14 protein-coding genes and 2 pseudogenes are annotated in these 19410 nt (G+C 52.9%); 14 read left to right on the top strand and 2 right to left on the bottom strand.

Annotated elements, in window-relative coordinates; translation table 11 throughout:
* The 4 genes and pseudogenes from IQ22_RS20385 to IQ22_RS20370 form a co-directional block, all read left to right on the top strand.
* A partial coding sequence (locus tag IQ22_RS20385) for a 3-hydroxyacyl-CoA dehydrogenase family protein (RefSeq protein WP_244309323.1) occupies positions 1-686 on the top strand: 686 nt, incomplete at its 5' end.
* Positions 687-784: 98 nt separating this feature from the next.
* Positions 785-2023, top strand: a complete 1239-nt coding sequence (locus IQ22_RS20380; protein ID WP_145145445.1) for a CaiB/BaiF CoA transferase family protein — start codon at positions 785-787, stop codon at positions 2021-2023.
* Between the two features lie 56 nt (positions 2024-2079).
* Positions 2080-2829: an electron transfer flavoprotein subunit beta/FixA family protein gene (locus IQ22_RS20375; RefSeq protein ID WP_145145443.1), complete on the top strand. Its 750-nt coding sequence runs from the start codon at positions 2080-2082 to the stop codon at positions 2827-2829.
* A gap of 16 nt (positions 2830-2845) precedes the next feature.
* Positions 2846-3790 (top strand): annotated as a pseudogene (locus IQ22_RS20370) (electron transfer flavoprotein subunit alpha/FixB family protein).
* Between the two features lie 43 nt (positions 3791-3833).
* Here IQ22_RS20370 and IQ22_RS20365 read toward each other — a convergent pair.
* Positions 3834-5702, bottom strand: coding sequence for a sigma-54-dependent Fis family transcriptional regulator (locus IQ22_RS20365; RefSeq protein ID WP_145145442.1), 1869 nt, complete (start codon positions 5700-5702; stop codon positions 3834-3836).
* 317 nt (positions 5703-6019) lie between these two features.
* Here IQ22_RS20365 and IQ22_RS20360 point away from each other — a divergent pair, with 317 nt between their 5' ends.
* From IQ22_RS20360 to IQ22_RS20320, 10 genes and pseudogenes are all read left to right on the top strand, one after another.
* On the top strand, positions 6020-6820 hold the full coding sequence (locus tag IQ22_RS20360) for an SDR family NAD(P)-dependent oxidoreductase (RefSeq protein ID WP_145145440.1): 801 nt from the start codon (positions 6020-6022) through the stop codon (positions 6818-6820).
* 154 nt (positions 6821-6974) lie between these two features.
* The gene (locus tag IQ22_RS20355; RefSeq protein ID WP_145145438.1) at positions 6975-8645 is read left to right on the top strand and encodes a flavin-containing monooxygenase; all 1671 of its coding nucleotides are present in this window, start codon (positions 6975-6977) and stop codon (positions 8643-8645) included.
* 104 nt (positions 8646-8749) lie between these two features.
* Positions 8750-10198 carry an NADP-dependent succinate-semialdehyde dehydrogenase gene (gene gabD / locus IQ22_RS20350; protein WP_145145436.1) on the top strand — a complete coding sequence of 483 codons (1449 nt, stop codon included), beginning with the start codon at positions 8750-8752 and terminating at the stop codon, positions 10196-10198.
* A gap of 114 nt (positions 10199-10312) precedes the next feature.
* Positions 10313-11644, top strand: coding sequence for a carbohydrate porin (locus IQ22_RS20345; RefSeq protein WP_145145434.1), 1332 nt, complete (start codon positions 10313-10315; stop codon positions 11642-11644).
* Between the two features lie 114 nt (positions 11645-11758).
* A complete protein-coding gene (locus IQ22_RS20340; protein ID WP_145145432.1) occupies positions 11759-12541 on the top strand; it encodes a (S)-acetoin forming diacetyl reductase in 783 nt (260 codons plus the stop codon).
* Between the two features lie 62 nt (positions 12542-12603).
* Entirely contained in the window at positions 12604-13107 is a 504-nt protein-coding gene (locus tag IQ22_RS23675) for an iron-containing alcohol dehydrogenase (protein ID WP_244309321.1), read from the top strand.
* Positions 13108-13230: 123 nt separating this feature from the next.
* Positions 13231-13662, top strand: coding sequence for a dehydroquinate synthase/iron-containing alcohol dehydrogenase family protein (locus IQ22_RS23670; RefSeq protein WP_244309319.1), 432 nt, complete (start codon positions 13231-13233; stop codon positions 13660-13662).
* A pseudogene (locus tag IQ22_RS20330) lies at positions 13662-14577 on the top strand (OprD family outer membrane porin); the annotation flags it as partial. The gene IQ22_RS23670 and the pseudogene IQ22_RS20330, both read left to right, overlap by 1 nt.
* A 187-nt stretch (positions 14578-14764) precedes the next feature.
* Entirely contained in the window at positions 14765-14962 is a 198-nt protein-coding gene (locus tag IQ22_RS20325) for a DUF2790 domain-containing protein (RefSeq protein ID WP_145145430.1), read from the top strand.
* 350 nt (positions 14963-15312) lie between these two features.
* Positions 15313-16050, top strand: coding sequence for an S-4TM family putative pore-forming effector (locus IQ22_RS20320; protein WP_158635468.1), 738 nt, complete (start codon positions 15313-15315; stop codon positions 16048-16050).
* Between the two features lie 208 nt (positions 16051-16258).
* On the opposite strand, the gene IQ22_RS20315 is transcribed toward IQ22_RS20320, so the two are convergent.
* On the bottom strand, positions 16259-19405 hold the full coding sequence (locus IQ22_RS20315) for a CusA/CzcA family heavy metal efflux RND transporter (RefSeq protein WP_145145426.1): 3147 nt from the start codon (positions 19403-19405) through the stop codon (positions 16259-16261).
* Positions 19406-19410: the final 5 nt, after the last annotated feature.

The following is a 19410-nucleotide window of genomic DNA, read 5'->3' as shown; positions in this document are numbered from 1 at the left end:
TTTATCGATATGCCGATGGCCAGAGGGTAGATCCACCCATGCCGCAAGTAGTACCGGCAGTAGAGGCAATACCGCCGGTGTGGCTGGGTACCGAGAACGAATCGGACCGCGCGACGCTCACCGCCTTGCTGCATCGTCTCGGCGCCCACATGGAGGAGGGCATCGAGCCCACTGCCGAGGCCTTGTGCCTATTGGCGCCTTATGGACTAGACGCTACCAGCGCGGTCCAGCGCTTCTCCACGGATGCCGCCCGTACGGTGTGTATCGATCCACTGCTCGACTGCACTCGCTATCGCTCGCTGATGTTGAACCCGGCCACTAGGGTTGACATGCGCAACGCGGCCCATGCGCTGCTGGCCCGCGATGGAGTTGGTGTCGGTGTGATCAATGACAGTGTGGGATTTGTCGCGCAGCGAGTGCTGGCGATGATCGTCAACCTGGCCGGTGATATCGTCCAGCAAGGCATTGCCAGCGTGGGTGATCTGGACGAGGGCGTACGTCGTGGCTTGGGATACCCGCAGGGCCCATTGGCCTGGGGTGACAGCATTGGCGCTGCTCGGTTGCTGACTATCCTAGAGCGCATGACCCGTTTGACGGGCGATCCCCGCTATCGTCCTGGCCCTTGGTTGCGTCGACGCGCGAGCCTGGGCCTGTCGCTTGCCCATACCGAGCCGTCATTTGCCTGATTCCTCCATGGGGATACAGCCTGTGTCGCGGCATAGGCCCGGTGCTGACGATAGTTAGCGAACATGCATAAACGCATACAACAATAAGGTGATATGAAATGGGTGCTTTGACGGGATACCGCGTACTCGACTTGAGCCGCGTGCTTGCGGGCCCATGGTGTGGCCAGACTTTGGCCGACCTAGGTGCCGAAGTAATCAAGATCGAGCGGCCAGGCGTGGGTGATGATACGCGTGGCTGGGGGCCACCATGGATGAAAAGCCAGGACGATGAACGCACGAGCGAGTCCTCCTACTATCAGTCGACCAACCGCGGCAAGTTATCAGTTGCCTTAAACCTAGCCACCCCTGAAGGTCAGGAATTAGTGCGTGCGTTGGCCACTAGTTGCGACGTATTGATCGAAAACTACAAAGCGGGTTCATTGGCTAAGTACGGCTTGGACTATGCGTCCTTGTCCGAACTCAATCCACGCTTGGTGTACTGCTCGGTGACCGGCTTTGGCCAGACGGGGCCGCGTGCCGCCGAGCCTGGTTATGACTTCATCGTCCAAGGGATCGGTGGACTGATGAGCATCACGGGTGAGCGCGATGACCTTCCCGGTGGAGGACCGCAGAAAGTCGGCGTGGCGTTTTCGGATCTGATGACCGGGCTCTACTCTACAGTGGCGATTCAAGCAGCATTATTGAGTCGGGAAAAATCAGGGGTGGGTCAGCATATCGACATGGCTTTGCTGGACGTTCAGGTCGCCACACTGTGTAACCAAAGCCAGAACTACCTGGCCTTCGGAAAGCCGCCCGGGCGCTACGGCAACGCCCACGCCAATATCGTGCCCTACCAGGTGTTTCGCGCCAGTGACCAGGATTTCATCATCGCCTGCGGCAACGACACTCAATTTGTTGCGCTGTGCGAGGCCATTGGCCTAGCAGGTCTACCTACGGATCCGCGCTTCAAGCGCAATGCAGATCGGGTGGCCAATCGTGAGGCTGTCATTGAAATTCTGTCTCGGCACTTCCTCGGCGATCGCGCACAGGAGTGGATAAGCCGTATCCACCCCTGTGGCGTGCCTATCGGGGCCATCAACAGCATCGCCCAGGCGCTGGACGAGCCGCAGATCAAGGCGCGCGAAATGCTGGTGAACATTCCTCACCGCCTCAAACCTGACTTCGTCACGGTCGGTAGCCCGATCAAGATGTCCGGGACACCGGTTGAGTATCTGCGCCCGGCACCGATGCTGGGCGAGCACACCGATGAGGTGCTCAAGGGGCAGTTGGGACTCAGTGATGAACGCCTCGTACACCTTAAGGCCAGCGGCGTCATCGAGCAACTGAGTGAACGCTGAACTGCCGTTCCCGGCCCCCATGCGGAGCGGGTCAATTTCTAACAATGGAGTCATCCATGAAAGTCCTTGTAGCCATTAAACGCGTGGTCGACTACAACGTAAAAGTCCGTGTCAAAACGGACAACTCCGGTGTCGATCTTGCGAACGTCAAGATGTCGATGAATCCTTTCTACGAAATTGCCGTTGAAGAAGCGGTACGTCTTAAAGAGAAGGGCCAGGCTAGCGAAATCGTCGTAGTCACTATCGGTCCGGCCACTGCTCAAGAGCAACTGCGCACCGCACTGGCACTGGGTGCTGATCGCGCCATACTCATCGAGCATGCTGAAGAAGTCACCTCGCTAGGCGTCGCCAAACTGCTCAAGGCAGTGGTCGACAAGGAGCAGCCAGAGTTGGTGATCCTTGGCAAGCAGTCGATTGACAGCGACAACAACCAGACTGGCCAGATGCTTGCCGCGCTTAGCGGCTATCCCCAAGGAACCTTCGCCTCCAGGGTTGAAGTCAATAGTAATAAGGTCAACGTTACTCGCGAGGTGGACGATGGTCTACAGACCGTCGCGCTGAAACTGCCAGCGATCGTCACCACTGACCTGCGCCTCAACGAGCCGCGTTACGCCTCGCTGCCGAACATCATGAAGGCCAAGAAAAAACCGCTCGAAATCATCCTACCTGAGGCTTTGGATGTGTCTATGGCTTCGACCAGCAAGACCCTCAAGGTCGAGGCGCCTGCCATACGCAGCGCGGGTATCAAGGTCAGGTCGGTGGCTGATCTGGTCGAGAAACTGAAAAACGAAGCGAAGGTGCTTTGATAATGGAGAGCATATAATGACTATCCTGGTCGTCGCAGATTATATAACCGAAGGTCAGGCCCATACCGGCGTTGCTCCTTCAATTTTGAGTACCGTGGCTGCAGCGCAGAAAATTGGCGGTGATATCCATGTGCTGGTCGCTGGTACTGGCGTTGCTACCGTGGCCGAAGCCGCCGCAAAAATCGCTGGCGTGAGCAAGGTCTTGGTCGCGGATAACGCCGCCTACGCTCATCAGTTGCCAGAAAACATTGCGCCGCTGATCGTTGAACTGGCGTCGGGCTACAGCCACGTGCTGGCCGCCGCCACGGCCAATGGCAAGAACATCATGCCCCGCGTCGCTGCGCAGCTAGATGTCGACCAGATCTCCGAAATCATCTCGGTGGAATCGGCTGACACGTTCAAGCGCCTGATCTACGCCGGCAACGCCATTGCTACCGTGTAATCGAGCGCTGCCATCAAGGTCATTACCGTCCGTGCCACCGGCTTCGATGCCGTTGCCTCCGAAGGTGGTTCGGCCGCAACTGAAGCGGTGCGTGCCGCGCACGATGCTGGCAAGTCGTCTTTCGTTGGTGAAGAGCTGGCTAAATCCGACCGTCCGGAACTGACTGCTGCCAACATCGTCGTTTCCGGCGGTCGTGGCATGCAGAACGGCGAAAATTTCAAGCATCTCTACAGTCTTGCCGACAGGCTCGGCGCTGCAGTCGGTGCCTCACGAGCCGCCGTCGACGCGGGCTTTGTGCCAAACGATATGCAGGTCGGCCAGACCGGCAAGATCGTCGCGCCGCAGCTGTACATCGCCGTCGGAATCTCTGGTGCGATCCAGCACTTGGCGGGCATGAAGGACTCCAAGGTGATCGTCGCGATCAATAAGGATGAAGAGGCACCGATCTTCCAGGTTGCCGATTACGGCTTGGTAGCGGACTTGTTCGAAGCGTTACCGCAGTTGCAACAAGCCCTTTGATGTAAGAGTGCCAGGCGTCCCGAGCGGGGCGCCTGGCACATGTCTAGTTATATGATCCCTTCCCCGGCATTTTGATCCCGTGCTGATTTACTTTCCGGTACAGCGTCGCACGCGATATCCCCAGTTCCTGTGCTGCCAACAGGGGTTTCCAGCGATTGCGAACCAAGGCGTCGATTAATGCCTGACGCTCAGGACTGCCGGATACCGTCTCCACACTTATCATTGGAGCACTGGCGCTAAGCGGCTTTGGCAGGTCTCGTACCCCGATTATCTGACTTTTACAAACGGCGCACGCATAGCGCAACACATGATGCAATTGCCGCATGTTTCCTGGCCATGAATAATTCAGAAGTAGTTCCAACGCAGTCTCGCTGAGCTCCAGGCGTTCTCCCGTACGGTGGCACTCATCATCCAGCAATGTATTGATCAACGTTAGTTTATCTTTACGCTCCCGTAAGGGCGGGATTTCAAAGCGGGCACCGCTCAAGCGAAAGAATAAATCTTCACGAAAGCTGCCTGCTTCTACCAGTGCCGCAAGATCGCGATGGCTGGCACACACGACATGGACATCAATGGGCTGGGGGCGGACGCCTCCCAAGGGGGCAACCTCACCTTCACTGAGCACTCTGAGCAGACGGGTTTGCAGTGTTAGTGGCATATCACCGATTTCATCTAGAAACAGCGTACCGCCGTCGGCTTGTTGCAACAAACCACGCATGCCTTTGGCCGAAGCGCCGGTAAAGGCACCGGCGGCATAACCAAACAGCTCACTCTCAATCAGGCTTTCTGGAATAGCTGCGCAATTGATCGTGATAAAAGGCTTGTCGCGACGTTTACTTGCAGCGTGCAATTGTAGGGCAAAGTGTTCTTTTCCAGCACCCGTCTCGCCATGAATTAGCACCGGCAACCCGCGATCCTTGACCCGTACCGCCATTTCCAGTGCTTGAGCAACCTTGGGGTCAAGTGCCGATGCGACCGGCGTCGCCTGCGGCGCGGCAGTGTTGCGCCTTGGCGCCTTAAGGCGCACGTGCAGGCCCATCGACTGCAGATAGTAAAGGTTGTCGTCACCGAAGGCAGGAAGCCGCGCGCCGGCGAAGGCTTCCTCGATGTGGCTGGGAATCCTGCCACAGCGCTGCAACAACAGACGACGCGCCGCAGGGTTGAGGGCCTGGATACGCCCATCTCGATCCCAAGCAAACAGGCATTGCGGCTGGCTGTCAACGTAGCCTGGCAGCGGGTGCGCACGCAGGACCCAAAAGTCTTGGGTACTGTACATGAAGTATGCATTTTCGAGGTCGGTAGCGCTTTGGATGACCATTTGCCGAATCAGGTGCTGGCTGCGGCGGTTATCGGGCGCACGGACCGAGGATACATCCAGCACAGCAATTATCTCACCAGTTGGAGAAAACACTGGCGCAGCGGAGCAAGTTATACCGATGAACGCTGCGCGGAAATGATCATGCTTGTGTACGGTGACCGGCTGCTTGTCGATCAATACAGCGCAGACGCCTGTCGTGCCTTCTTCACTTTCCGACCAGCAGGTTCCTACATCCATCCCGGCACGGCGGTACTCGCTACGGATGGTCGATTCGATGCGTAGGTCGACGGTGCAGCCCAAGGGGTCAGTGAGCATCACGCAATAGTCGGCATCACGCACGCGATAGTGCAGGCGTGACATTTCATCACCTGCCAAGTGCAGGAAATCGTCGACACGCTCACGATGTTCATGCAATTGGTGAGCCTCGAGAATCCTAGGGCCCTGCAGAGAAGCAGGGTCAAGTTTGTGTTGCTGGACCGAGCGGCGCCAGGAATCGAGGATAACGTTAGGCACCGGCAGGGTCGGGGCATTTTCGGCAGTGCGTAATACTCGGGTTACGTGTTCCAGGTGAGTCTTGGAAAAACCAGAGGACATAGTACCTCCGAAGGTTAGTTCTTATTTTTATGTAACAGCCATTAAAGGCGGCTTAACCATTCCCTTCAAGCCTAATTTGTCACCCAGCTCCTGTGAGACATAACCGCTCAGTATTCGCAAGGTTTCCAAAAGGGACGAGACGTTACGTCTTGTAATTGCCTGACCTATCAGCTGCACTTTCAGGCGCTTAGTGGCTCTACTCCAGGCTTTATAGCCACTTACAAGTATCTTGGCATTCGACTTGCTCTAGCTATCTCAGCAGGCCGTATTAAAAGGCCGCATCCCAATAAAAATAATGATAACGACAGAGGTAGCAAATGAGGGAATTCAAGGCTATGGATTTCTCCCTCACCGGCAAAGTAGCGCTGGTGACAGGTGCAGGACGTGGTATTGGTCAGGGGATTGCACTAAGCCTCGCTCAGGCTGGCGCCGACCTGATACTCGCTGACTATGACTTGAGCATTGCCGAGGAAGCTGCTGCTGGCGTGCGCGCCTTGGGGCGGCATGCAACTGCCCTAAAGGTGGATGTCAGTCAGGCCGACAGTGTAGCGGCCATGATCAAGCAGGTTGAAGAAGCTTTTGGCCGTCTGGATATAGCTGTGAACAACGCCGGCGTGGTCAGCCTTGGCCGAGTTGATGAGCTCCCGGTCAGTGAGTGGGATCGGATCATGAACATTAACGTGCGGGGAGTATTTCTCTGCTGCCAGGCCGAACTCAAGCTGATGCGCGAGCATAAATCCGGCCGCATCATCAACCTCGCCTCAATTGCCGGAAAAGTTGGTTTCCCTGATCTGTCTCATTACAGCGCCTCCAAGTTTGCAGTGATCGGTTTTACCAACGCCTTTGCTAAAGAGGTTGCTCGTGAAGGTATTACCGTTAACGCCCTTTGCCCCGGCATAGTTGGCACTGGCATGTGGCGTGGTGATCAAGGTCTTTCTGCACGCTGGGCCCAGCCTGGAGAATCGGAAATAAAGTCCTGGGAGCGACATCAATCCAGCCTGCTGCCTCAGGGCGAAGCGCAGACGGTGGAGGACATGGGTCAGTTAGCGGTCTACCTAGCGTGCGCACCCCACGTCACCGGCCAAGCCATTGCAGTCGACGGTGGCTTCTCGCTTTAGTTGAACCAGCTGGGATGCACCAGCCCGCTAAGGAACATTTTCTGATGACTTCCCCTTGATACCGAGTTAAGGGGGCCGAACACGGCTTGACTGCTGCTTGGCATAGCGCAGGCCGTTGATACCTGTGGCGCACTGATTGAAACAGGAGAACATAATGACAACAACAGTTCTGGCCAAACGTTCCGTTGGTACTGACATCATCAACTACGACGCTATCGTGATTGGCGCAGGCTTTGGCGGCATTTACATGCTCAAGAAGTTACGCGATGAACTAGGGTTGAAAGTCCGTGCCTTTGACAAGGCAGGTGGCATTGGCGGCACCTGGTTTTGGAACCGCTACCCTGGGGCTTTATCCGACACGGAGTCTTTTGTTTATTGCTTCTCTTGGGATCGCGAACTATGTCAGGAGTGGAATATCACCACGCGTTACCTCACCCAGCCACAAATTTTGTCTTACCTCAACCACGTAGTTGATCGACATGACCTACGTCGCGATATTCAACTCGAAACCGGAATCACTTCCGCAGTGTTCGATGAACAAAGCTGCTGCTGGCTGGTCATCGCTGACGACGGTCATCAATACAGTGCCAAGTACCTGGTTACCGCGCTGGGCCTGCTATCAGCCACTAATGTGCCGAAGATCAAAGGCCTCGATCAATTCGAAGGAAACATGTATCACACGGCCAAATGGCCAGCCGATGCCGTATTGGAAGGCAAGCGGGTAGGCGTCATCGGCACTGGCTCCACGGGCTGCCAGGTGATCACTGCAATCGCGCCAACGGTAGGCCACCTAACTGTTTTCCAGCGCTCCGCACAATACACGGTTCCAGTTGGTAACGGCCCGGTAAATCGCGAATACGTTGATGAAATCAAGCGCAATTACGATACGATCTGGAAAGAAGTGCGTTCCTCTCGGCTAGCTTTCGGTTTTAAGGAAAGTGATATTCCCACCATGAGTGTCGATGCGGCCGAGCGCAAAGCTATCTTCCAGCGCGCCTGGGATAATGGTGGCGGTTTCCGTTACATGTTTCAGACTTTCAGCGACATCGCTACCAATGAAGAGGCAAACATTGCCGCGCAAGACTTCGTGCGGGAAAAAATCGCTGAGATCGTCAAGGATCCGGAAACCGCCAGAAAGTTGATGCCTCGTGACCTCTATGCCAAGCGCCCACTGTGCGACAGTGGTTACTACGCCACGTTCAACCGGGACAACGTGTCACTGGTTGACGTCAAGGCCAACCCGATCGAAGAGATTACCGCCAAGGGTATTCGCACTGCCGACGGAGTAGAACACGAACTGGATGTACTGATTTTTGCCACCGGTTTCGACGCCGTGGATGGCAACTATAAGCGCATAGACATCCGCGGGCGCAACAATGTTTCGATGAAAGATCATTGGGCTGAGGGACCCTCAAGTTACCTGTCGGTGGCCACTAGCCAATTTCCCAATATGTTCATGATCCTGGGTCCCAACGGGCCATTCACCAACTTGCCGCCGACCATCGAAACTGAGGTCGAATGGGTATCCGACCTGATTGGATTCATGGAAGAAAACGAACTGGCATGTGTGGAGGCCGATGCGCACAGCGAGCATGAATGGGGGGTGACTTGTCAGAAGATCGCTGACCAGACCCTTTTTGCCAAGACCGATTCATGGATCTTCGGTGCAAACATTCCGGGCAAGACTAATAAAGTCTATTTCTACATGGGCGGTCTGGGTGCATTCAGTGAGGAGCTAACAGCGGTAAAAAATGACTGTTACCGCGGGTTCAAGTTCACGGGTACGAGTGTAATGGACAAGCACGTGCAACAAGCACTGCACTGATCCAGCACCACGCGACAGCATTAGAAAAGTTGCATTCGTCCGGCGAGCTGACGTGTAGGCAAATGTTAAACAGCCGAATCGCGCCCCACTATGGAGAACCTCCTATGAATCTGAATAATCCCCAACTCCTGCGCCATCAAGCCTATATCGACGGTCAATGGCAAGCCGCCGATGACGAAACTACAATCACCGTGGTCAATCCCTCGACCGCAGTCACCATTGGTCAGGTCCCGCGCATGGGCAAGGCCGAGACCCGCCGTGCGATTGAGGCCGCCGAACGCGCATTGCCCGCTTGGCGTGAACTCTCGGCGAAAGAACGCGCTTCTGTATTACGCCGCTGGTATGACTTGATCATCAAAAATCAGCAGGACCTGGCACACATCATGACCCTTGAGCAGGGCAAGCCGCTACCCGAGGCGCTGGGAGAAATAGTTTTTGGCGCTTCCTATATCGAGTGGTACGCGGAGGAAGCTAAGCGTGTGTATGGCGATATCATTCCGGGCGCCATGGACAAGCGCCTACTGGTCATGAAGCAACCGGTAGGCGTATGCGCAGCGATTACACCATGGAACTTCCCTAGTGCAATGATTACGCGTAAAGCCGGACCCGCTCTAGCGGCCGGCTGCACTATGGTTATTAAGCCAGCCTCCCAGACACCGTTCTCGGCATTGGCGTTGGTCTACTTGGCTGAACAGGCAGGCATTCCCAAAGGTGTGCTGTCAGTAGTAACTGGCGCGGCTATAGAAATTGCCGAAGAGCTAACCAGTAACCCGGCAGTACGCAAGATCTCCTTCACTGGCTCGACCGAAATTGGCCGACAGATCATGGAGAAATGCGCACATGACATCAAGAAAGTCTCTTTAGAGCTGGGGGGCAATGCGCCGTTCATTGTATTTGAAGATGCTGATCTGGATGCTGCGGTTGATGGGGCGCTAGCATCCAAGTTTCGAAATGCCGGACAGACTTGCGTCTGTGCCAATCGCTTGTACGTCCATGACAAGGTGTACGACGCCTTTATCGACAAACTTGACTCGGCAGTGGCAGCGCTCAAGATTGGCGACGGCTTTACCACCGGCGTCACTCTTGGGCCACTGATCGACAGTAAGGCTGTGGCCAAAGTTCGCGAACATATCGAGGATGCAGTGGCCAAGGGAGCCAAGGTCGTCCGGGGAGGCAGATCGCATGCCCTTGGCGGTAACTTCTTTGAGCCCACCATTCTGGTTGATGTACCAGACAACGCTCGGGTTGCCACGGAAGAAACCTTCGGCCCGCTGGCGCCAGTATTTCGATTCGTTGATGATGCCGAGGTTATCAGGAAAGCCAACGATACCGAATTCGGCCTTGCAGCGTATTTTTACACCACGACTCTGAGCCGAGTATTCCACGTTGGTGAGACGCTAGAGTACGGCATCGTCGGCGTTAACACTGGCATCATCAGCTCCGAGGCGGCGCCCTTTGGTGGAGTCAAGGCATCTGGTGTCGGCCGGGAGGGCTCCAAGTATGGCCTGGAGGACTACCTCGAGATCAAATATCTGTGTTTGGCGGGCATCTGACCTTTACTGATTATCATTTCTATTTTTCAACCGATCACTTTTTCGTGACCGCAAGGCAGTGCCTTGCGGTTCAGTCAGCGCTGTGTCGTAAAACATAAAAATAAGGAAATCGACATGAACACCATCTGGAAACTGCCGTTGGGGCTTGGACTCCTTTCGTGCAGCGCTTTACCGGTATCCGCAGCCGATTCTTTATCGCAATGGGGATTGGGAGACTGGGGAGGGGCGCGTAGCAAACTGCTGGAAGAGGGCGTAGACGTTTTCGTCGGCTACGTTGGCGAAGGCGCTAGCAATGTTCAGGGGGGCTACAACCATGACCGTACAGCGCGCTACACAGCGCAGTGGGCCTTGGGTGCCCACCTGGATCTACAAAAGCTGTTGGGTTGGCATGATGCAGAGTTCCAACTGCTGGTAACCGAGCGCAATGGCAATAACCTGTCCTACGAACGAGTTTCCGACCCGCGTACACCGCAGCTCAGTTCAGTGCAAGAAGTGTGGGGTAGGGGGCAAACCTGGCGGCTGACGCAATTGTGGTACAGGCAGACGTTTTTTGACGATGCATTGGACTTCAAGCTGGGGCGTCTGGGGGTTAACGAAGACTTTAATAGCTTCCCTTGTGACTTTCAAAGCCTATCGTTTTGCAGCGCACCAATTGGCAACGTAGCAGGTGATGTCTGGTACAGCGGTCCTGTCAGTCAGTGGGGCTTGCGTGTTCGTTACAACATTAATGAACAATGGGCGGTACAAGTCGGGGCATATGAGCAAAATCCATCCAATCTTGACACTAACAACGGCTTCAAGCTGAGCGGCAGTGGTACCCGGGGCACACTGGTACCGGTGGAGGTCATCTGGAAGCCTAGCCTGGGCAGTGCGTCTTTGCCGGGTGAATACCGGCTGGGCTATTACTACAGCAGCGCAAACGCCAATGACCTGTACAGCGATGTCAACGGCGCGCCGCATGTAATCACTGGGAAAGCGCCTAAGTTACGCAACAGCAAGCATGGCGCGTGGCTCATGGGTCAACAACAGCTCACCACTCATTACGGTAATCCCTCACGAGGGCTAAGCATTTTTGCCAGTCTAACCGTGCATGACAAAGCTACCAGCGCCATTGAAAGCTTTCAGAATATTGGGGCGATATATAAAGGCCCGCTTGATTCACGGCCCCAGGATGACGTAGGCCTGGGCGTAGCTCGCCTGAAAGTCAACGATGCTGTGACCAAGCGCCAGCAGCTGCTCAATGACAGCACCGGTATCGATGACTACCACAATCCACTGTACGCCCCGGTCCAGCATAGTGAGTACAACATCGAGCTTAACTACGGGGTACATGTCACTGACTGGCTGACCGTACGCCCGAACCTGCAGTATGTCCGTCATCCCGGCGGTGTTTACGAAGTGGACAACGCCTTGATAGCCGGTGTAAAGCTCCAGGCAAGCTTCTGAGCGCCTGCTTCCTTGGACGCCAGCTAAAGCGGCTTTATCAACAGAATGGTATGGATGTCTAACCAATAAGTACGAGCTGTCTAGCTCCTTTAACAACAGAAAAGGACAAATAAAATGAGTAGATCTCAGGGAAAGGTTGCTTTTGTCACCGGTGCGGGTCAAGGCATCGGCGAGGCAATCACCTTACGATTGGCGGCAGATGGTTTTTCCGTGGCGTGTGCTGACACTAACATTGAAGCAGCCAGTCAGGTTGCCGAAAAAATCAACAAACAGGGTGGGAGAGCCTTGGCGATAAAGGTTGATGTGGCCGACCGCGATGATGTCTTCAAGGCCGTGCAGGAAGCGGTAAATGATCTGGGTGATCTTCACGTGGTCATCAATAACGCGGGTATCGCGCCGATTGCGCCAATTGAAAGCATTACGCCAGAGGTCTACAGGAAAACGTTTGATATCAATGTAGGGGGTGTTTTATGGGGTATACAGGCGGCAGTCAAGGCGTTTAAGGTGCTTGGCCATGGTGGGAAGATCATCAGTGCCTCCTCGCAGGCAGGTCATATCGGAAATCCCGACCTGGCGGTTTATGGTGGGACTAAATTTGCGGTACGTGGCATTACTCAGACAGCAGCAAGGGAGCTGGCCCACCTAGGTATTACAGTGAATGCGTACTGCCCAGGTATTGTGAATACACCGATGATGCGCAAGGTTGCCCAGGACGTGGCGGACAATGCTAATCAAAGCATAGAGTGGGGCATGGAACAATTTGCCCAGCACATTACATTGAAGAGGCTGTCTCAGCCAGAGGATGTCGCTGCTTGCGTTTCATTTTTATCGGGTCCTGACTCTGATTATATGACGGGCCAGGCAGTAATCATTGATGGGGGGATGGTGTTCAATTAATGCTGATGCTGCTTTTTCTCTAATGACCTGATGTAACCGATTAAAATAACAAGAGATTTGGTATGAATATTACTAAAGGTATTGCATCTCCAGGCAAGTTTCTCGTTCAAGCTAATGCCATTAACGATTTGGCCACCCATGGCAAGGCTTATGGGGCAGCTGCCTATATAATTTGCGATCAATTTATTGTCGAGAGGGTCCGGCAAAAGGCCTTGCCCAACTTTATCAAAGAACAGCAAGGCGAGTTAGTCGTGTTTGGTGGGCAGTGCTCCGATAGCAAGATCGACAAGCATGTCCAGGCTGCCCGTGATTTTGACTATATCGTGGGCATTGGCGGTGGCAAGACATTGAACACGGCTAAGGCAACAGCTCACTTTCCGGGAAAACCGGTATTGATTTTGCCGACACTGGCCTCGACCAACGCGCCGTGTACTGCGATTTCAGGCATTTACAATGACGACGATACGTTCAATCGTTACCTGTTTTTATCAAAGAATCCGGACGTCGTTCTGGCAAATACTCGAATCCTGGCAGAACAATCGCCAATGTTTTTGCCGCAGGCGTAGGTGATGCCTGGCAACGTATTTTGAGGCACGGGCCTGTTTTGCGGCACAGCGCGATAATCTGATCCTGGGCAATAATGGGAAAATGCTTAAGCCTACCTTGATAGGCCTTGCCATTGCCCAGACGTGCTACGAACGATCCGCAAATACGCCGCACAAGCGACGTATGCTGTCGAAAATAAAGTCATTACGGCCGCGCTGGAGAATGCTATCAAGGCCACCATTTATATGTCTGCCGTTGGGGCTGAATCGGGTGGCTGTGCCGTGGCGCACGCGATCCACAACGGAATGACACTGGTCCATGACCTGCATGGCGCCCAGCATGGTGAAAAGGTAGTGTTTGGCTTGTTCACCCAATTGGTGATGGAGGTGACTTCTGTTGAGGAAATCGATGAAGTGGTTGATATCCCCATTGCAGTAGGGCTGCCTTTAACGCTTGAAGATTTGGGTGTGAAATCCTTTATAGAAGATGAGTGGCGGAAGGTTGCTGAGGCGGCATGCGAAAAAAATGACACGATTCACAATATGCCATTCACGGTAACGTCCGAGTTGGTGTAGTAGGCGGTGCTGCCAAGATGCGCCTTCTTGATACCGTGGTTAAAGTCGGTGACGTATTCCTAATCACTCCGGTTGTCCAATATGGCGACTCACGTTTGCTGCCGGAGAGTTTTTAAAGGTATTACCTTTAAAGCTCATCTTTTGATGGCCTGACGCTTCAGGCAGGTCGTCTCTATGCCATGAGCCAGCCGCAAAGCAGCACGAGCGACGATCTTGTGACCTTTTATGCTGGACGAGTTGATCTCCCTGGAGAGGGTATATAGGAAGTGATTATGTAAAATTCAGTCTTTATTCAAGTGAATTAAAAGATGCTTGGCGGCAATACGCTGGCACATCACTGAGCTATCCGCTATCAGATAATGTGGCTTTGATCGGTTCGTTCAATTATTACAAGTTCATTGATGACGGCGATAAGCCTTTAGGAAGCTTTGATACTAATATATGAAGCGGGGCGACAGGGACTCAATTCGGCCCACATACAGTTACTGCTGTTTATCAGAAAAATAACGAAAATAATGGTTTTATTATTTCGTCAATCTGACTCGGTTTATTTAAGCAACTCTGTCCAGTATAGTGACTTTAACTCGCCAGAAGAACGTTCATGGCAACTCCGTCACGACCTTGACATGACGACCTTTGACGTTCCAGGCCTGTCGTTCATGACTCGATATGCGCGAGACTGGGATGCTGACTATTCAGATGCCAATGATGTCTACATGCGCGCGGACGAAAGTGGCCCCCCTCACAGACCAGAAGCGGTAGGAGCGCAGTGTCGAAGTCAAGTATGTTGTTCAGTCGGGCTCGCTAAAAGACATGTCCTTTAGAATGCGTCAGGCAACGATCCGCGCGACCAGCTTTGAGTCAGAGCTCGATGAGGACCGCCTGATTGTTGAGTATCCTTTAAAAATACTTTAAAGCTAATATCAATGAAGAGCAGCGGTTTGCTGCTCTTATCCCAATTATCAACAACATAAGAAATCTTTCAATAATGTAATGTTACCCTCACGCTGATGAAAGTCTGCCCTCTATATAATTAATTCACTCGCTGAGGCTAAAACTTTTCCTAGCTCTCACAGTGGAATAATTATTGATCGAGGTAATAATGAAATTATTTTCTTTAGTTATTGCATGCTGCCTGGCTTTTAGCTCTACCATAACTCTGGCTGAAGACGGAAGTGAGCGCTCTATGGAACGTAATAACCAGTTTCGTAAAGAGCAGCAGGAATTACGTCAAAAAAATTTGAACGTGAAGGAAATTCAAAAACAGGCAGCTGAGAAAAGAAGTGAAAATGATAATTAAGCTCTAAACATCCATTTTTTTGTGCATCTTCGTGTTTATCCTTTGGTTGGAAGATGTGCCCTAGGCGCCTAACAAGGCGCCTTTTTTATATACTGAAAGTTTCATTTCTTCCTCACTGCATGAGGTGCTGTTTAAGTCGTCATCATATCGGTATCAGAACCAATTAGCGCAACACGCAAATAATCTGGTCAAGCCATGAATTGGAAGCGCAGCGGATAGTCAAAGTGCCATTACGCCTGCGCGTTGTTACAACTGTAGGCACCTGATGATAGCACGATGCAAAGGCCCCGCTTCTCGAAGGAGATAACAATAAATGCCTCCAGACACGATGCATAACGCAATACCGGTAAATAAAACAGGCTGACTCCGAGCTGATTGATCTGATCCGGGCGTGGGAGCGCACCTATAGCACTCTCAAAATCATACAAGGCTGTTTCGTCTCAATCTCAGTTGAACTCCCCATAGCCAGTATGTTTCTTGCCTCTATTCATCCTCACCTACGCCCGATATTTGCACTGTTAGGACTGTTGCTTTTGGATATCGCACATCTGGAACGGCTGCAAAAGGACTGGATGAAGCGCGGTGCAAAGTTCCTTGAAGAGTTTGATACCCAGGTGTTGCAACTTCCCTGGAACAGTTTTATCGCTGCGGCCCCTGCTGATCCAGAGGATAAGCGTAGCGCTTCAGCCATGCTGTTGACGCCCAAAAAACGGGAGGCTGAAATTACCTGTTGGTATGAGCCAGTCGTAGCGGGGGCTCCGATTGCTTTAGGCTGTCTGATTTGTCAGCGCACCAATATAAGTTACGACTCACGTTTGCGCAGACGATATGGGAGTTGGCTTCTAGGCTTTGGCCTTGGATTAACTGCCGTACTTGTAGTTTATGGCATGATATTTCAGTTGCATCTGGGCGGTCTGCTTTTGAGTGTCATTGTCCCGTTTATACCTGCCTTGAACTGGGCGCTTCGTGAGCATCGAAAGCAAGCCGATACGGCTATAGCTCTGCTAACGCTCAAAAACGAAACCCAAAAGCTTTGGGATTATTTATGCGCTCAAGTCGACAGAAGGGTTCTACCCCGTTTCCAGTGACTCTTCAATGGGTCGTACCGAGAGGCTCATCTTTTGCGGGGTACACCTTATGGAGGCTTTCGTAATACGCAAACGCGACAGTCGTATGGTAGGCAAATCAGCTCCTTTCTATGTTGTCATTGAGTAGGATTGAGCGTTAAGGATTCAGTCTCTTTGAGTATGTAGAACATGCGCAGTAGTTAGGCGCTACTGCGCATACACGCTTTACTTAAGCCACCTGCTCCTCTTCTCGACGATGTGTAGAAAAATACAGTGCTGGCAGGACCAGTAAGGTCAAGGCAGTGGATGATAAAATCCCGCCAATAACTACTGTGGCCAGTGGTCTTTGAACCTCAGCGCCAGTCCCAGTCGCTAGAGCCATCGGCACGAAGCCAAGTGATGCAACAAGCGCTGTCATTAGAACGGGGCGCAGGCGTGTTAATGCTCCACAGGTAACAGCGTGCTGCAATGGGTTGCCTTGCTCCCTTAAGGTCCGAATAAAAGCAATCATGACCAGACCGTTAAGTACGGCTACTCCAGATAGAGCGATAAAGCCTACTCCTGCAGAGATTGAGAGCGGTATGTCTCTTAACCATAACGCTAGAATACCGCCGGTCAGTGCAAAGGGAATGCCTGTGAAAACGAGCAAGCCATCCTTGATGTTGTTGAACATCATAAAGAGCAGAACGAATACCAGCAGCAGCGCTACAGGCACGACTATTTGTAGTCGCTGGGCAGCCGATTGCAGCTGCTCAAACTGACCGCCCCAACTCGTCCAGTAACCGGCTGGAATCTCTACCTCTTGTTCGATACGTGTAGAGGCTTCCTGGACAAACGATCCGATATCTCGGCCACGTACGTTAGCGCTAACGATGACCAGACGCTTCCCGTTCTCACGGCTGATCTGATTGGGCCCCATTACCAGATCCAGGCTCGCTACCTCAGATAATGGAATAAATCCTATCTGCCCGCTATTGCTTCCTGTAAGCGCAGGAACCGGGATCAGCAAGCGTGACAGCCCCTCAATGTCAGTGCGTAACTGATCTGACAAGCGCACTACCATGTCAAAGCGTCGATCACCCTCAAACAGCGTACCTGCCTGCCGGCCACCTATCCCTATGGCAATAGTATCCTGGACATCCCCGACATTCAGGCCGAAGCGGGCAGCCTTTTCCCGATCGACATTAATGGTTAGCAACGGCAGGCCAGAGGTCTGCTCAACCTTGACCTCTGAGGCACCTGGTACCTTTTGCAGGCTCGTGGCTATTGTTGCGGCCGTTTGGTTAAGAACATCCATATCATCACCAAAAACTTTGACTGCCACATCGCTTCTTACACCGGATATAAGCTCATTGAAACGAAGCTGAATGGGCTGAGATAACTCATAATTGCTCCCTGGTACCGCTGCACTAGCTTTTTGGATCTCTTCAATAAGCGTTTCGCGAGGCTTGTCTGGATCAGGCCATTGCTCTCTTGGCTTGAGCATGACGTAGCTATCAGAAATATTAGGCGGCATGGGGTCCGATGCGATCTCTGCTGTCCCGGTTCGAGCAAAAACACGTTCTATCTCAGGTAGGCGGGTCACCAAAGTCTTTTCCAGACGTTCCTGCATATCAACTGATTGGGACAGACTTGTGCCAGGCACACGTAGGGCCTGCAAGGCAAAATCTCCCTCACTTAAGCTGGGAACAAATTCGCTACCCATACGAGTAGCCAGGAGTCCAGACAGTCCTACCGTAATCAGCGCAGCGATAAATACTAATGGACGGTGTTTCATGACCCACTCCAGTACCGGCGAATAGCCTCGCCGGGCAGAGCGCATCACTAGATTCTCTTCTTCCTTAACCTTTCCTGTAACAAACAAGGCTATGGCAGCAGGCACAAAGGTAATCGAAAGGATCATTGCCCCAAGTAATGCAATCACTACGGTAAAGGCCATGGGATGAAACATCCTGCCTTCGACTCCGCTTAGCGCAAAGATGGGCAGATACACCACCATGATGATGAGCTGACCAAAAATCAGCGGACGACGTGCCTCTTTAGCTGCGGCGAATACCTCATGTAGGCGCTCAGAGCGAGTGAGCATTCGGCCATGATGTTGCTGCGCATGAGCCAGGCGGCGGATAGCATTCTCAACGATGACTACCGCACCATCTACAATTACCCCAAAGTCGAGCGCCCCAAGGCTCATCAGATTGGCACTGATCTTATTTGTGAACATGCCTGTAAAGGTAAAAAGCATCGAAAGCGGGATCACCATTGCGGTAATCAAGGCTGCTCGAATATTGCCCAGGAACAAAAAGAGAATAACAATGACGAGGATTGCTCCTTCGGTCAGGTTCTTCTTAACAGTGGCAATTGCCTTATCGACAAGGATAGTGCGATCATAAACGGTTACAGCAACGACGCCCTTGGGTAATGATCGGTTGATCTCCTCAAGTCGTTTGGAGACTGCTTGCGCTACTGTGCGGCTGTTTTCACCCACAAGCATAAAGACCGTTCCCAGAACGACCTCATGACCATTTTCGGTAGCCGCTCCAGAGCGTAGCTCTCGACCAATGCCAACTGTTGCAATATCGCGTACGCGGATGGGCGAGCCGTCAATGGTCGTGAGTACAATATTGGCAATATCCTTTTCCGAGGCAACTTGTCCGGGTGCGCGGATGGACAATTGCTCACCCCGACGCTCTATAAAGCCCGCGCCAACATTGGCATTGTTACGTTCCAAGGCCGTAATAAGATCAGCAAGCGTAAGCTTATAGGCCGCTAGTCGCTTGGGGTCTGGCGCAATCTGGTACTCCTTGTTGAAGCCCCCAATGGTATTGATTTCAGCTACGCCAGGCACATTGCGCAGTTGCGGCTTGATAATCCAGTCCTGAATGACTCGTAAGTCAGTTGGAGTATAGGCCGTGCCGTCTTCCTTGAGCGCCCCTTCTTGTGCCTCCACCGTCCAGAGGAAGATTTCACCCAATCCTGTCGAAATGGGGCCCATCATCGCCTCTGCACCTTCGGGCAGTTGATTACGAGCACCTTGTAGACGCTCATTGACCAACTGACGAGCAAAATACAGATCCGTCCCGTCTTCGAAAATTACCGTAACCTGTGACAGGCCTGAGCGTGAGAGCGAGCGTGTTTGCTGCAGGTGAGGCAGCCCTGCCATGGCAGTCTCGATTGGATAGGTAATACGTTGTTCAGTTTCGAGCGGGGAGAAACCCGGCATCGCAGTGTTGATCTGCACCTGAACATTAGTGATATCAGGAACGGCATCGATCGGCAGTTGCTGGTAACTAAAGACGCCGAGACCAGCCATGCCCAAGACGGCAAGCAGCACCAACCATCGCTGCATAATGGCAAATTGTAGAATACGTTCGAACATTGAAG

Source organism: Pseudomonas duriflava, from assembly GCF_007830155.1.
GTDB lineage: Bacteria > Pseudomonadota > Gammaproteobacteria > Pseudomonadales > Pseudomonadaceae > Chryseomonas > Chryseomonas duriflava.
Note: the sequence above shows the minus strand (reverse complement) of the source record. Positions and strands in the feature narration are given on the sequence as shown.